General features: G+C 70.5%; 15 protein-coding genes. 5 read left to right on the forward strand and 10 right to left on the reverse strand.

The features are described from left to right. Positions 1-102: 102 nt before the first annotated feature. Genes ACWDR4_RS21480 through ACWDR4_RS21490 form a run of 3 tightly spaced genes read right to left on the reverse strand, consistent with a single transcriptional unit; the run spans position 103 to position 2,016 of the window. Positions 103-867, reverse strand: coding sequence for a DUF3710 domain-containing protein (locus tag ACWDR4_RS21480; protein WP_369029369.1), 765 nt, complete (start codon positions 865-867; stop codon positions 103-105). Between the two features lies 1 nt (position 868). Further along, positions 869-1,420 (reverse strand): dUTP diphosphatase, encoded by a 552-nt coding sequence (dut, locus tag ACWDR4_RS21485; protein WP_450410778.1) that lies wholly within the window; start codon positions 1,418-1,420, stop codon positions 869-871. An 11-nt stretch (positions 1,421-1,431) separates the two neighbouring features. Beyond that, positions 1,432-2,016 carry a PaaI family thioesterase gene (locus ACWDR4_RS21490; RefSeq protein WP_450410634.1) on the reverse strand — a complete coding sequence of 195 codons (585 nt, stop codon included), beginning with the start codon at positions 2,014-2,016 and terminating at the stop codon, positions 1,432-1,434. A 58-nt stretch (positions 2,017-2,074) separates the two neighbouring features. Here ACWDR4_RS21490 and ACWDR4_RS21495 point away from each other — a divergent pair, with 58 nt between their 5' ends. Continuing rightward, on the forward strand, positions 2,075-2,551 hold the full coding sequence (locus ACWDR4_RS21495; protein WP_450410636.1) for a DUF3093 domain-containing protein: 477 nt from the start codon (positions 2,075-2,077) through the stop codon (positions 2,549-2,551). A 118-nt stretch (positions 2,552-2,669) separates the two neighbouring features. Here ACWDR4_RS21495 and ACWDR4_RS21500 read toward each other — a convergent pair whose 3' ends face one another. From ACWDR4_RS21500 to ACWDR4_RS21515, 4 genes are all read right to left on the reverse strand, one after another. After that, complete coding sequence (locus tag ACWDR4_RS21500) at positions 2,670-3,593, reverse strand: hypothetical protein (RefSeq protein ID WP_450410637.1); 924 nt, start codon at positions 3,591-3,593, stop codon at positions 2,670-2,672. 13 nt (positions 3,594-3,606) lie between these two features. Then, the gene (locus ACWDR4_RS21505; protein ID WP_235474357.1) at positions 3,607-3,903 is read right to left on the reverse strand and encodes a DUF4193 domain-containing protein; all 297 of its coding nucleotides are present in this window, start codon (positions 3,901-3,903) and stop codon (positions 3,607-3,609) included. Between the two features lie 394 nt (positions 3,904-4,297). Then, a complete protein-coding gene (locus tag ACWDR4_RS21510; protein ID WP_450410638.1) occupies positions 4,298-5,542 on the reverse strand; it encodes a sensor histidine kinase in 1,245 nt (414 codons plus the stop codon). Positions 5,543-5,548: 6 nt separating this feature from the next. Further along, a complete protein-coding gene (locus ACWDR4_RS21515) occupies positions 5,549-6,202 on the reverse strand; it encodes a response regulator transcription factor (RefSeq protein WP_006380516.1) in 654 nt (217 codons plus the stop codon). A gap of 434 nt (positions 6,203-6,636) precedes the next feature. On the opposite strand from ACWDR4_RS21515, the gene ACWDR4_RS21520 reads away from it, so the two are divergent. After that, on the forward strand, positions 6,637-6,810 hold the full coding sequence (locus ACWDR4_RS21520) for a hypothetical protein (RefSeq protein ID WP_167467697.1): 174 nt from the start codon (positions 6,637-6,639) through the stop codon (positions 6,808-6,810). A gap of 94 nt (positions 6,811-6,904) precedes the next feature. Here the strand turns inward: ACWDR4_RS21520 and ACWDR4_RS21525 are convergent, their stop codons facing one another. Both ACWDR4_RS21525 and ACWDR4_RS21530 read right to left on the reverse strand, forming a co-directional pair. After that, complete coding sequence (locus ACWDR4_RS21525; RefSeq protein ID WP_450410640.1) at positions 6,905-7,720, reverse strand: inositol monophosphatase family protein; 816 nt, start codon at positions 7,718-7,720, stop codon at positions 6,905-6,907. A gap of 8 nt (positions 7,721-7,728) precedes the next feature. After that, positions 7,729-8,856: a ferrochelatase gene (locus tag ACWDR4_RS21530; protein ID WP_450410641.1), complete on the reverse strand. Its 1,128-nt coding sequence runs from the start codon at positions 8,854-8,856 to the stop codon at positions 7,729-7,731. Between the two features lie 87 nt (positions 8,857-8,943). On the opposite strand from ACWDR4_RS21530, the gene ACWDR4_RS21535 reads away from it, so the two are divergent. The 3 genes from ACWDR4_RS21535 to sepH all read left to right on the forward strand — a co-directional run bounded on the left by ACWDR4_RS21535 (position 8,944) and on the right by sepH (position 12,947). Continuing rightward, entirely contained in the window at positions 8,944-10,248 is a 1,305-nt protein-coding gene (locus tag ACWDR4_RS21535; protein WP_450410642.1) for an MFS transporter, read from the forward strand. Then, a complete protein-coding gene (locus tag ACWDR4_RS21540; protein WP_450410644.1) occupies positions 10,208-11,527 on the forward strand; it encodes a D-arabinono-1,4-lactone oxidase in 1,320 nt (439 codons plus the stop codon). Before ACWDR4_RS21535 ends, ACWDR4_RS21540 begins: the two co-directional genes overlap by 41 nt. 406 nt (positions 11,528-11,933) lie before the next feature. After that, positions 11,934-12,947 carry a septation protein SepH gene (gene sepH / locus ACWDR4_RS21545; protein ID WP_450410646.1) on the forward strand — a complete coding sequence of 338 codons (1,014 nt, stop codon included), beginning with the start codon at positions 11,934-11,936 and terminating at the stop codon, positions 12,945-12,947. A 137-nt stretch (positions 12,948-13,084) separates the two neighbouring features. On the opposite strand, the gene ACWDR4_RS21550 is transcribed toward sepH, so the two are convergent. Beyond that, positions 13,085-13,927: a sulfurtransferase gene (locus ACWDR4_RS21550; protein ID WP_450410648.1), complete on the reverse strand. Its 843-nt coding sequence runs from the start codon at positions 13,925-13,927 to the stop codon at positions 13,085-13,087. Positions 13,928-14,028: the final 101 nt, after the last annotated feature.

Genomic DNA, 14,028 nt, shown 5'->3' on the forward strand with positions numbered 1-14,028 from the left:
CCTTCCGGGGCGAAGCCCGGAAGGGGCGCGGGGCTGTATCTGATCTGCGGCTCCGCCGCGGGGCGCGACCAGCCCCCACCGGGCCGGCAGCAAACAACCGACCTAGCGAACCTCAGTGATCTCCGGCCCACGCTGCAGCTGGCCCATGCCGCCGCCGAAGCGGGACCCCTGCTCCTCCTGCTGAACACCCTCAGGCACCATCTGCGCGTCGTTCGGCAGCTTCAGGACGATCGGGTCGCGAGGCGCCATCGGCCCCTCGCCACGGACGACGACCGTGTCCCTGAAGATCTGCTCCAGCAGACCGGCAGCCTGCGGCTGCACAGCGCCCTGCCCGGAGATGACACCCCGCAGGAACCACCGCGGACCGTCCACCCCGACGAACCGCACGACCTGGAAACCGCCCGTGCCGTCCGGCAGCTGCACCGGCACCTGCGCACGCAGCTCCCAGCCCAGCGGCCCCTCGACCTCGTCGACGATGCCACCCTGCTGGGTGATGCCGCTGGCGATCTCCTCGCGCACCTCGCCCCAGATGCCCTCGCGCTTGGGCGCAGCGAAGGCCTGGAGCTGCACGGCGCTGTCGCGCAGCACGACGGTCGCCGCGACGATCGCGTCACCCGCGACCTCGACCCGCAGCTCCATGCCGTCGACCCCGGGCACGAACAGTCCGCCCAGGTCCACCCGGCCCTCGCCGGGCTCGCGGACCTCGGTGTCGTCCCAGGGCCCGTCGGGACGCGGTTCCGGCTCCAGCCGGACGCGTCCACGCCCGCCCGCGGCTTCCTCGTCCGCCTCAGTGCCGCTGTCGACGACCTGCTCGGCCTCGCCGGCCGCGTCCTCGGCGGCACCCTTCTTCTTGCGACGTCCGAACACGTCACTGTCCTTCCCGGTCGGATACGACCGAAGCGTATCGATTCCCACCCGTTGTGCCGCCCACTGCGGCCTGACCGCTGTGACCGCTCGCACCGCCCACCGAGGCGTGACCGCCGGTGGACCCGAAGCCCCCCTCGGCCCGCGCCGAGCCGGGAAGTTCCGCGACCTCCCGGAAGCGGACCTTCTCGACCTGCTGGACGACCAGTTGGGCAATCCTGTCGAAGCGCTCGAATCGCACGGGTTCGTGCGGGTCGAGATTCACCACGATCACCTTGATCTCCCCACGGTACCCGGCATCAACCGTCCCCGGGGCATTCACCAGAGCGACACCGCAGCGGGCGGCGAGCCCCGAACGAGGGTGCACGAAGGCCGCGTACCCGTCCGGGAGTGCGATGGACACCCCGGTGGGCAGAACGGCCCGTTCCCCCGGTTTCAGTTCGCGTTCCTCGGTCGTCCGCAGGTCGGCTCCGGCGTCGCCGGGCTGCGCGTACGACGGAAGCGGTACGTCCGGATCGACGCGGCGGATGAGGACGTCCAGGGGCTCACGGCCCATGGGTGCGGGGCTCACGGGTTCACCTCGAATGCGCGGGCGCGCCGGACCTGGTCCGGGTCGCTCATGGCGGCCCGGATCTCCTCCGGGCGGCCGTGGTCGATGAAGTGGTCGACCTTGACCTCGATGAAGAGGGCGTCGGCGCGCACCGCGACGGGCCCGTCGGGGCCGCCGATGCGTCCGACGGCGGTCGAGTAGATCTTCCGCCGGGCCACCGCGGTGACCTCGGCCTCCAGATGCAGCACCGTGCCGAGGGGCACGGGCCGGACGAACTCGGTCTCCAGCCGTCCGGTCACCGCGATGGTGCGCAGCAGCCAGTTCAGCGAGCCGAGCGTCTCGTCCAGGGCGCTGGCGAGCACTCCGCCGTGGGCGAGACCGGGGGCGCCCTGGTGGGCCTCCCGCACGGTGAACTCGGCGGTGACGGTGACCCCGTCGCCGGCCCGCGCGGCGAGGTGCAGCCCGTGGGCCTGTTCGCCACCACATCCGAAACACTGTTCGTAGTGGGCACCGAGCAGTTCTCCGGGCGCGGGCGCGTCCGGGTGTCGCACGGGCGCCACGGCGTCGGCGGGGGGCTTCAGAGCTGCGGATGTACCACTCACAGCCGCAGACCTTACCCGCGAGTCGGCCGTCGACCGACACCATGCCAAGCTTGGCTCCATGCAGCTTTCGGCCTCCCCGTACGAAGAACGCCTCACGGCCCCCCGCTCCTGGTGGCTGATCTCCTTCCTGGTCGGCGTCTCCTTCGCCCTGATCCTGCTCCCGTTCGGCACCCTGCCCCTGCTCGGCGGTCTGGTGGGCGGTACGGCGGCAGCCGCGGTGGCGGCCAGTTCGTACGGTTCGATCCGCATCCGGATCGTGGGCGACGCGCTGATCGCGGGTGAGGCGAAGATCCCGGTGGCGGCCCTGGGCGAGGCGGAGATCCTGGACGCGGAGGAGGCCCGCGCCTGGCGCACGTACAAGGCCGACACCCGTGCCTTCATGCTGCTGCGCTCCTACATCCCCACGGCGCTGCGCGTCCAGGTCACGGACCCCGAGGACCCCACCCCGTACCTGTATCTGTCGACGCGGGAGCCCGAGCAGCTGGTGGCGGCGCTGGAATCGGCGCGGGCGGCTGCCGCGCGCGACGCCGGCTGAACCGGGCGCGGCGGCGGCTCCGCGGGCGTCGGCGCGGGTCGGCAAATTCTTCCTCGGCGGCGGGCAAAGACTTGCCCGCCGCTCCTGTACCCGGGGTTTTCCGAGCCCCTGCGGGCCGCTACTTCCCGAGTTCCTTCGGACCGTTCCCGATGTCCAGCGCGTCGGTGGGCGGCGGCAGCGGAGGCAGTTCCGGGAGCTGGTCCCAGGGGACCTGGAACTTCCGCAGGTCCTTGCGGACGTGGCCCGCGAGCTTTCTGGTGTCACGCCGGTTCATGACCGCGCCGACGGCGGCGCCCACCATGAACGGGATCAGGTTGGGCAGGTCCCGGATCATCCGCTTCATGATCTGCTGGCGCAGTTCGCGCTTCATCTGGCCCCCGAGGGCCGAGTTGAACGTCGACGGCTTCGTCACGTCGATGCCACGCTCACCCGACCACGAGTTCAGGTACGCGGTACTGCGCTGCTTCAGATTGCCCGGTGGCCGTACGCCGTAGACCTCGTGCAGCTCGGCGATCATCTTCAGCTCGATCGCGGCCACACTGGTGATCTCGGCGGCCAGCTCGGTCGGCATGGCCGGTGGCACCGGCAGCATCGCCGCGGCCCCGATGCCCGCGCCGACGGCCGCCGTCGCGCTCGCGGCGCCCGCGACGAGCTTGTCCGCGATCTCCTCGGGCCCGAGGCCCGGGAACTGTCTGCGGAGGGTGGCGAGGTCGCGTACGGGGATACGCGGGGCGTTCTCGATGATCCGGTCGGTGAGGTACGCCAGGCTCGCCTTCGCCCGGCTGCCGCCCTTGCGGACGCCTTCCCTGGCCCTGTCCCGGATCGTGGCCGTCCGTCGCGGGACGACGGATGCGGAAGGCTCGGCCGACACCGGGAGGTCATCCCCGTGATCGGCCGGCCTGTCGGCCGGTTCGAGCGAGGCCGATCCTGGATCGGATGAGCCCCGCTCGTCGTCACGCACACCATGAGGGCCGTCCTGCGGCCCCTGGTCCGCTTCCCGCTTGGGGAAGCGGCGCTTCCAAGGAGGGGTCGAGCCAGTCACGGCCGACCCGCCCTCAGTCGCAGTCGCGGCAGATCGGCTGACCGTTCTTCTCGCGGGCCAGCTGACTGCGGTGGTGCACCAGGAAGCAGGTCATGCAGGTGAACTCGTCCTGCTGCTTGGGCAGCACCCGGACGGCCAACTCCTCGTTCGAGAGGTCCGCTCCGGGCAGTTCAAGGCCTTCGGCGGCCTCGAACTCGTCGACGTCCACGGCGGAAGTCGACTTGTCGTTCCTCCTGGCCTTCAGTTCTTCAAGGCTGTCCGAGTCGACGTCGTCGTCGGTCTTGCGTGGGGTGTCGTAATCCGTTGCCATGTCGCGCTCTCCCCCTCTGGGTGTCTGCGGTGTCTCAGCGCAGGTAACGCGTGAGAGGCCGGACTTGTGCCCGACCTGAGGCGGAGATTTTGCCTCACATCAAGGTCTGTTACTCAATCGACACCCAACCGACCTCCTCGAGAGAGATCGGCATGGATGGCGATGCGGACCGTACACGGTCCGAATACCGCACTTCAAAGGCGCCCCACCGTGTACTTCCCGTGATCAAGACCCCCGAAAACCCGGATTATCCGGGCCTTACGGCAGGTCACATGATCACGGACAGTAGATGGCCGGAATTTCGCCCTTGTGATCGATCACACACGAGGTCACCGGGAAAGCGCCCCGGAAATTCCGCGCAAAGCGAACATCCTCGCGTGTCGGCGACATGATCTCAGATAGGAAGGGCGACTCGCATCACGAGCCCACCCCCCTCACGCGGCTGGGCCGAGATATGGCCACCGTGAGCGCGCGCCACAGAGCGCGCGATCGACAGCCCGAGGCCCACACCCTTGTCACTGCCCGTTCGCTCCGTACGCAGCCGCCTGAAGGGCTCGAAGAGGTTGTCGACCTCGTACGCCGGGACCACTGGACCCGTGTTCGAGACGACCAGCACCGCCTGCCCGTGCTGGACCACGGTGTTCACCTCGACCCAGCCGTCCTCCGGCACGTTGTACCGCACCGCGTTCTGCACGAGGTTCAGCGCGATCCGCTCCAGCAGTACGCCGTTGCCCTGGACGACCACAGGGTCACGCTTCCCGCGGAACTCGACCCCCTTGGCCTCCGCCTCGGCATGCGTCTGGTCGACGGCCTGCGAGGCGACCTCCGCCAGATCGACCGGTTTCCGCTCGACGATCTGGTTGTCGCTGCGGGCCAGCAGCAGCAACCCCTCGACCAGTTGCTCGCTGCGCTCGTTGGTCGCCAGCAGCGTCTTGCCGAGCTGCTGGAGTTCCGGTGGCGCCGCCGGGTCCGACAGGTGCACCTCAAGGAGCGTGCGGTTGATCGCGAGTGGTGTTCTCAGCTCGTGCGACGCGTTGCCGACGAACCTCTGCTGGGCCGTGAACGCCCGCTGGAGACGCTCCAGCATCTCGTCCAGGGTGTCCGCCAGCTCCTTCAGCTCGTCGTCGGGGCCGTCCAGCTCGATCCGGCGGGACAGGTCCGAGCCGGCCACCGCACGGGCGGTACGGGTGATCCGGCCGAGCGGGGTCAGGACCCGTCCGGCCATGGCGTAACCGAAGGCGAAGGCGATCACGGCGAGACCCAGCAGCGTCAGCAGCGAGCGGCTGAGCAGGCTGTCCAGGGCGTGCTGGCGCAGGGCGTCACTGCACGCCTTGAGCGCGGCGTTGCGCTGGTTGTCGGTGGTCGCGGTGTCCAGCACCGGGCAGGTGTCACTGGTGATCCTGGTGACGGTGCCCTCGATCTGGAACGACTGGTTGCTGCCCTCACGGATGGCCTGGGCGGCCAGCAGATAGATGATCGACAGCAGCAGGATGCCGGCGATCAGGAACATGCCGCCGTAGAGCAGCGTCAGCCGTATGCGGATGGTCGGGCGCAGCCAGGGCAGCGGCAGCTGCTGCGGCTTCCTCGGGTCCCAGGTGGGCTTCGGAGGCGCTTTCGGGGGAGCGGGTGTCGTGGCCATCGAACATCAGATCCGGTAACCGGAACCCGGCACAGTGACGATCACCGGAGGCTCGCCCAGCTTGCGGCGCAGGGTCATCACCGTCACACGTACGACGTTGGTGAACGGGTCGGTGTTCTCGTCCCAGGCCTTCTCCAGGAGCTGCTCGGCGGAGACGACCGCGCCCTCGCTGCGCAGCAGCACCTCCAGGACGGCGAACTCCTTCGGCGCGAGCTGGACCTCCTTGCCGTCGCGGAAGACCTCGCGGCGGTTCGGGTCGAGCTTGATCCCGGCGCGCTCCAGGACGGGCGGCAGCGGCAGGCTCGTACGCCGGCCGAGGGCACGCACGCGTGCCGTCAGCTCGCTGAAGGCGAAGGGCTTGGGGAGGTAGTCGTCGGCACCGATCTCCAGTCCCTCGACGCGGTCGCTGACATCTCCGGACGCCGTGAGCATCAACACGCGCGTGGGCATGCCGAGTTCGACGATCTTGCGGCAGACGTCGTCGCCGTGCACCAACGGGAGGTCGCGGTCGAGGACGACCACGTCGTAGTCGTTGACGCCGATGCGCTCCAGGGCCGCCGCGCCGTCGTACACGACGTCGACGGCCATGGCCTCCCGGCGCAGTCCGGTGGCCACCGCATCGGCGAGCAGTTGCTCGTCCTCGACGACGAGTACGCGCACGTCGTTTGTCCTTCCTCGGGGTCGCCCGCGGGCCTGGACGGCACGTTGGCGGAATCTTTTCGTGTGGTCAGGCCTCCATCCTGCCGCTTTCGCCCGTAAACCGGTTGTAAGAGGGCTCAGGACGATCACCGCAGGACACCTTCCCGGCCGCCCCGGGCCGCCCTCGCCGACGGCGGAGGGAAGAATTTTTGGCGGGTTGGGGTTTCCCCGGAACGGAGCGGGGGGAGGACGGATTTACACCCCGCGATCACGCTCTGCGTGTGCCATGACACCTAGTGGCACAACGGACCGCTTTCCGCAGAGCGGGCGTGGGTGTCCGGCACCGTCGCCGCCCAGCAGGGCAGCGCTGGGCACCCAGTTGGAGACGTGATCGCCCCTTCCGAACGGCACACCCCCGTGCCATCGACCCACGACCCAGGACGAGGGGGCGCAGCATGGACGCATTCACCGCAGGACTTCTGCAGCGCATAAGGGCGACCGAGACCGACCTCACGCGGGCTCGCGACGAGGGCGACGACTTCCTCGTCGAGGTGGAACAGGCCGAGCTCGACGACCTGCGCCGCCTCGCCGCCGAACACGGTGTGGAGGTCGGCGCGACGAGCGTCTGACGTGGTGCGTACGCACTACGTCGCAGCAACAGCGGAACCCCGGCGAATCCAGCGCCGGGGTTCCGCTGTTTCCGGCCCCTGGGCCGGCTCCCCATCAGTCGTGCCAGGCGCCGAAGTCCTCCAAGAGCCCTTGGAGGGGTTCGAAGACGCCGGGGGTGCCCGCGACCGTCAGATCGCGTGACGGGCGCTCTCCGGGGCGTCCACCGGTCAGGGCGCCCGCCTCACGGGCGATCAGGTCACCCGCGGCCACGTCCCAGGCGTTGAGGCCGCGTTCGTAGTAGCCGTCCAGGCGGCCCGCCGCCACATCGCACAGGTCCACCGCCGCCGAGCCGCCGCGCCTGATGTCGCGCAGCAGCGGGATCAGCTGCCGGGCCACCTCGGCCTGGTGGGCCTTGACCTCGGCGACGTAGTTGAAGCCCGTCGACACCAGGGCCTGGTCCAGGGGCGGGGCCGGGCGGACGGTGAGCCGGCGTTCGCCCTCCCAGGCACCGGTGGCCCAGGCTCCCCCGCCGAGCACCGCGTGGTACGTCTCACCGCGCATCGGCGCCGCGACCACGCCGACGATCCGCTCGCCGTCCCGCTCGGCCGCGATGGAGACGGACCAGGTGGGCAGCCCGTACAGGTAGTTGACCGTGCCGTCGAGCGGGTCGATGACCCAGCGGATGCCGCTGCTGCCCTCGCTGGAGGCGCCCTCCTCGCCGAGGAAGCCGTCGTCCGGGCGGTGGGCGGAGATCACGTCGGTGATCAGCTTCTCCGCCGCGATGTCCATCTCCGTGACGACGTCGATGGGGCTGGACTTGGTGGCGGCGACCGCGAGGTCGGCCGGCCTGCCGTCCCGCAGCAGCTCTCCCGCGCGGCGGGCGGCCTCCTGGGCGAGCCGGAGCAGTTCGGGCAGCAGGGGGTCGGTCACTGGGTTCCTCACGCGTACGGGCTGTCGGCGCCCGCGGCGGCGGGCCTGGGGGCACGGGACGGGCAGCAGCCCACCGGGCAGAGGTCACGGGTCGCGCCGAGCGCGCCCAGGGCGCACGGTGTGATGTCCTGCCCGCTCTCGGTGGCGGCGCGCTCCAGGACGAGTTCGCGGATCGCGGCGGCGAAGCGCGGGTCGGCGCCCACGGTCGCGGAGCGGCGCATGGGCAGGCCCAGTTCCGCCGCCTTGTCCTTGGCCTCCGTGTCGAGGTCGTACAGGACCTCCATGTGGTCCGACACGAACCCGATGGGCGCGATCACGACGCCCGGGGCTCCGGCGCCGTGCCGCTCCTCCAGGTGGTCGCAGATGTCGGGCTCCAGCCACGGGATGTGCGGCGCTCCGGAGCGCGACTGGTAGACGAGCTGCCAGGGATGGTCGACGCCGGTCCGCTCGCGCACCGCGTCCGCGATCAGCTGCGCGGTGTCCAGGTGCTGCTTCACGTACGCCCCGCCGTCCCCGTGATCCTCGACGGGCCCGGAGGTGTCGGCGGACGCGGTCGGGATGGAGTGGGTCGAGAAGGCGAGGTGCGCGCCGTCCCTGACGTCCTCGGGGAGGTCGGCGAGGGAACTGAGCACGCCCTCGATCATGGGCTCCAGGAAGCCGGGGTGGTTGAAGTAGTGCCGCAGCTTGTCGACCTGGGGGAGGTCGAGACCTTCGGCCTCCAGGGCGGCCAGCGAGTCCGCGAGGTTCTCGCGGTACTGGCGGCAGCCCGAGTACGAGGCGTACGCGCTGGTGGCGAGGACGAGGATGCGGCGGCGGCCGTCCTGGACCATCTCGCGGAGGGTGTCGGTGAGGTACGGGGCCCAGTTGCGGTTGCCCCAGTAGACCGGCAGGTCGAGGCCGTGGTCCGCGAAGTCCTTGCGCAGGGCGTCCAGGAGGGCGCGGTTCTGGTCGTTGATCGGGCTGACCCCGCCGAACAGGAAGTAGTGCTGTCCGACTTCCTTGAGGCGTTCCTTGGGGATGCCCCGCCCACGCGTCACGTTCTCCAGGAACGGAACCACGTCGTCCGGGCCCTCGGGGCCGCCGAAGGAGAGCAGGAGCAGGGCGTCGTAGGGGGTGGCGTCGAGCGCATCTCGCATGGTTCCGATCCTGCCACCCCCCTCTGACAGCCGGGATCGCGGCCCGTCCCCGACGGCTGCGTCAGGGTCACCTGACCCGTAAGCTGTATGGGCTTTCTTCACACCTTACCCACGCGTCCCTCACGTCTCACCGGATCGACCGGAGTCTCCCGCGTGCCCAGCCCCTACCGCGCCCTGTTCGCCGCCCCCGGCTCCAGGCGCTTCACCGCCGCGGGGTTCCTCGGCCGGATGCCGCTGTCGATGATGGGCATCGGCGTGGTCACGATGATCTCCCAGCTCACCGGGCGGTACGGGCTGGCGGGCGCGCTCTCGGCGACGATCGCCCTGGCCGCCGCGGTGGCGGGCCCGCAGGTCTCTCGGCTGGTCGACCAGTTCGGGCAGCGCCGCGTGCTGCGTCCCGCGACGCTCTGCGCCCTGCTGGCCTCGGCCGGGCTGCTGCTCGCCGCGCACTTCGAGTGGCCGGACTGGGTGCTGTTCGTGTGCGGCGCCAGCATCGGCTGCGTGCCGAGCGTCGGCGCGATGACCCGCGCGCGGTGGGCGGCCCTGTACCGGGACACCCCGCAGCTGCACACCGCGTACTCCTTCGAGTCCGTGGTGGACGAGGTCTGCTTCATCTTCGGGCCGATCATCTCCATCGGGCTGTCCACGGTGTGGTTCCCGGAGGCGGGGCCGCTGCTCGCCGCCTGTTTCCTGGCGGCCGGTGTCTTCTGGCTGACGGCGCAGCGGGAGACCGAGCCCGCACCGCATCCGCGCGCGCAGCACAAGGCCGGCTCGGCGCTGCACTCCCCCGGTCTCCAGGTCCTGGTGGTCACCTTCGCGGCGACCGGGGCGATCTTCGGGGCGGTCGACGTGGTCACCGTCGCCTTCGCCGAGGAGCGGGGCCATCAGGGCGCCGCGAGCGTCGTGCTGGCCCTCTACGCGGCGGGCTCCTGCGTGGCGGGCGCGGTGTTCGGGCTGCTGCACCTTCCGGGGGCCCCGGAACGCCGGTGGCTGCTGGGCATATGTGCGATGGCCGTGAGTATGATCCCCCTCCTACTGGTCGGAAACTTGCCGTTTCTGGCCGTGGCGCTGTTCGTTGCGGGCCTGTCCATCGCTCCCACGATGATCACGACGATGTCCCTCATCGAACAGCACGTACCACGCGCGCAACTGACCGAGGGCATGACCTGGGTGAGCACCGGGCTCGCGGTCGGTGTCGCGCTCGGCTCCTCCGTGTCCGGCTGGGTGATCGACGCCGCCGGTGCGAGCGCCGGGTACGGGGTTCCGGTGGCGTCCGGGGCCGTCGCGGTCGCGGTCGGTTTCCTCGGGTACCGCCGGCTGAGCAGGCCGGCTCCGCGTCGGGGAGGCACCGTTGAGCAGCACAGCGAGCGGCAAGAGCGGCACGTGGCGTAACTGGGCGGGCAACGTCACCGCCCGGCCCGCCCGGGAGGTCACGCCCGCTTCCGTGGAGGAACTGTCGGCGGCGGTACGGAAGGCAGCCGCGGACGGTCTGAAGGTGAAGGCAGTCGGCACCGGGCACTCCTTCACGGCCGCCGCCGCCACCGACGGGGTGTTGATCCGCCCTCAACTGTTGACCGGTATCCGCAATATTGACCGCGAGAACCTGACGGTCACAGTCGAGGCGGGCACTCCGCTCAAGAGACTCAACATGGCTCTCGCCCGCGAGGGTCTGTCGCTCACGAACATGGGCGACATCATGGAGCAGACAGTCTCGGGCGCCACGAGCACCGGCACCCACGGCACGGGCCGCGAGTCGGGCTCGATAGCCGCCCAGATCAAGGGCCTTGAGCTGGTGACGGCGGACGGCTCGGTCCTCATCTGCTCCGAGAAGGAGAATCCGGAGGTCTTCGCGGCGGCCCGGGTCGGCATCGGCGCCCTGGGGATCATCACCGCGATCACGTTCGCCGTGGAGCCGCTCTTCCTGCTCACCGCCCGCGAGGAGCCGATGACCTTCGACAAGGTCACCAGCGCCTTCGACGAACTCTGGGCCGAGAACGAGCACTTCGAGTTCTACTGGTTCCCGCACACCGGCAGCACCAACACCAAGCGCAACAACCGCAGCGCCGGCCCCGAGAAACCGGTCGGTCGGGTCAGCGGCTGGATCGAGGACGAGTTCCTCTCCAACGGCGTTTTCCAGGCGGCCCAGTTGGTCGGCCGCACGTTGCCTGCCACGATCCCGACGATCGCCCGGATCTCCAGCAGGGCCCTGTCCGCGCGGACGTACACCGACATCCCGTACAAGGTCTACACGTCTCCGCGCCGGGTGCGCTTCGTGGAGATGGAGTACGCCGTTCCGCGCGAGGCCCTGGTGGAGACGCTGCGCGAACTCAAGGCGATGGTCGACCGGTCGGACCTGCGGGTCGGCTTCCCTGTAGAGGTGCGTACAGCCCCGGCGGACGACATCGCGCTCTCCACGGCCTCGGGCCGCGACAGCGCCTATGTGGCCGTCCACATGTTCCGGGGGACGCCCTATCAGGCGTACTTCACCGCCGCCGAGCGCATCTTCACGGCGCACGAGGGCCGGCCGCACTGGGGCAAGGTGCACACGCGGGACGCCGAGTACTTCGCGGGGGTCTACCCCCGTTTCGGGGAGTTCACCGCCCTGCGGGACCGGCTCGACCCCGAACGGCTGTTCCAGAACGACTACTTGCGACGGGTTCTAGGCGCGTAGCGAAGCAATTGGTTCCGTTTCCGATGTTTACGTGAACTGCGTTGCGTCCGAGGTCACGGAACCGGCGGGAGAACGGCCAACTCGCACTCCCCGGCAGGAATTGGGTGGCGTGCCAATCCACGCACGTGGCCCAAATGGAGTACTGTTGCGAGCCCTGGGTCCGGTCTCCCGCCTGGGCGTCCGGGACCTTCCGGGATCGCCAAGAGGGAGCCCGTTGCACAGGGTGACGGAGTTTGTCACTTAGCGTTGCGAATAGATAACCGTGACATAACGGCGATCTCGGGCCCGCGCCCGACACGCCGGGCAACTCGGCAAGGTTGTGGCAGGCTGCACCCGGGCAGGCCACACTCGACTAGCGGAAGCAGCGACGCACGTGACGTCGGCAGGCACCACCCGGGAGGTCCCCATGCCCGAACTGCGTGTCGTGGCCGTCTCTAACGACGGCACACGACTGGTGCTGAAGGCTGCGGACAGCACGGAGTACACGCTTCCGATCGACGAGCGTCTGCGCGCCGCCGTACGCGGCGACCGTCCCCGCCTCGGCCAGATCGAGATCGAGGTGGAGAGTCATCTCCGCCCCCGCGACATCCAGGCACGCATACGTGCCGGCGCGTCCGCGGAAGAGGTGGCGCAGCTCGCCGGGATTCCGGTCGATCGGGTGCGTCGCTTCGAGGGCCCCGTGCTGGCCGAACGAGCCTTCATGGCCGAGCGCGCCCGGAAGACTCCGGTCCGTCGGCCCGGTGAGAACGCCGGTCCACAGCTCGGCGAGGCCGTGCAGGAGCGGCTGACGATCCGTGGCGCCGACAAGGATACCGTTCAGTGGGACTCCTGGCGCCGCGACGACGGCACCTGGGAAGTCCTGCTGGTCTACCTGGTCGCCGGTGAACCGCACTCGGCGAGCTGGACGTACGACCCGCCCCGGCGGCTCGTCCAGGCCGTCGACGAGGAGGCCCGCTCGCTGATCGGCGAGTCGGACGACCTCTCGGCGCCCGAGCCCAGCTTCCCGTTCGTCCCTCGTATCGCCCGGCTGCCGCGCGACCGCCCGCTGGACCGTCCGGCCCTGCCCGCGCCGTCGCCGGAAGCCACCGAGGAGAGCGAGCGCGATTCGCTGACCAGCCTGCTGGAGGCGGTACCGAGCTTCCGCGGCGACATGGTCGTGCCGGAACGACCCTCCTCCACGGAAACCCCGGAGGAACCGGCACCCGAACCCGAGGTGGAGGAGCCCCCGGCTCCCGCGGCCTCGGCCGGTTCCGCGTACGCGGACGTACTGATGCCGCGCTCGGTCGGCGCCCACCGCGACCGGCTGGTCGGGGCGACCGACCGCCAGGCGGAGGCGGACGGGGTGCGTCCCGGGCGTAGAGCGGCGGTTCCGAGCTGGGACGAGATCGTGTTCGGCACGCGCCGCAAGAACAAGGAGTAGCTCCGCTGGAGGGGCCGCGAGGGGTTGTCGGTTTGCTGCGGCGCCGTCGTGGCCTGTCGCGCAGTTCCCCGCGCCCCTGAACGGGGCGCTGCGCGCCCCCCCCGTTCAGCCGAACGGGGGGGCGTGGAACTGTTGGTCTACTGCGGGTCCGGGCCCACGGCCACCGGGCGCAACGGATCACTCGACCACTCCGACCACGAGCCGACGTACAGCGCCGCCGGGATGCCCGCGACCGCCAGGGCCAGGACCTCGTGGGCGCCCGAGACGCCCGAGCCGCAGTACACGCCCACCGCGGTGGTGTCCGTCGTGCCCAGGGCCTTGAAACGGGCCGTCAGCTCGTCCGCGGGCAGGAAGCTCCCGTCGGGCCCCACGTTCTCGTTCGTCGGGGCCGAGACCGCGCCCGGGATATGGCCCCCGACCCGGTCGATGGGCTCGACCTCGCCCCGGTAACGCTCCCCCGCGCGCGCGTCGAGCAGCAGCCCGGAGCGGGCCAGCGCGGCGGCCCCGTCCGCGTCCAGCAGCTCGACCGCTCCCGGTACCGGCGTGAAGTCGCCCTCGGCGGGCGCGGGTACGTCCGTGTCGAGCGCCCCCTCCCAGGACGGCAACCCGCCGTCAAGGACCCGCACGTCCGGGTGACCCGTCCAACGCAGCAGCCACCACGCGCGGGCCGCCGCCCAGCCCTGTCCACCGTCGTACACAACGACCGGGACGCCGGACGAGACGCCCGCGCGGCGCATGGCGGCGCCGAACACCTCCGGGTCGGGCAGCGGATGCCGGCCGGCCGCCCCCGACGCGGAGGCGAGTTCCCGGTCCAGGTCGACGAAGACCGCGCCGGGGAGATGCCCGGCCACGTACGCGACACGCCCGTCGAAGGGGGCCGCGCCGGGCATGCTCAGCTGCCAGCGGATGTCGAGCAGGACCGGCGGACGGGAACCGGCCAGCTCGTTCACTAGTTCGAGTGCGGAGATGATGGCGTTCATGGCTCCATCCTTGCGCACGGGGTGGCCGCGGCGGCCAGGTCGGGCTACTCTCCCGCCGGACAGGTTCGATCACCAGGCGTACTGGATCGGGCACATGCTGT

This window comes from Streptomyces sp. NPDC000878 (assembly GCF_053599695.1).

Coding starts and splice junctions, on each gene's coding strand:
- dut (WP_450410778.1), bottom strand. CDS start 1,420: ATGGGCCGTGAGCCCCTGGACGTCCTCATCCGCCGCGTCGATCCGGAC.
- ACWDR4_RS21495 (WP_450410636.1), top strand. CDS start 2,075: ATGCAGCTTTCGGCCTCCCCGTACGAAGAACGCCTCACGGCCCCCCGC.
- ACWDR4_RS21505 (WP_235474357.1), bottom strand. CDS start 3,903: ATGGCAACGGATTACGACACCCCACGCAAGACCGACGACGACGTCGAC.
- ACWDR4_RS21510 (WP_450410638.1), bottom strand. CDS start 5,542: ATGGCCACGACACCCGCTCCCCCGAAAGCGCCTCCGAAGCCCACCTGG.
- ACWDR4_RS21520 (WP_167467697.1), top strand. CDS start 6,637: ATGGACGCATTCACCGCAGGACTTCTGCAGCGCATAAGGGCGACCGAG.
- ACWDR4_RS21530 (WP_450410641.1), bottom strand. CDS start 8,856: ATGCGAGATGCGCTCGACGCCACCCCCTACGACGCCCTGCTCCTGCTC.
- ACWDR4_RS21535 (WP_450410642.1), top strand. CDS start 8,944: ATGGGCTTTCTTCACACCTTACCCACGCGTCCCTCACGTCTCACCGGA.
- sepH (WP_450410646.1), top strand. CDS start 11,934: ATGCCCGAACTGCGTGTCGTGGCCGTCTCTAACGACGGCACACGACTG.
- ACWDR4_RS21550 (WP_450410648.1), bottom strand. CDS start 13,927: ATGAACGCCATCATCTCCGCACTCGAACTAGTGAACGAGCTGGCCGGT.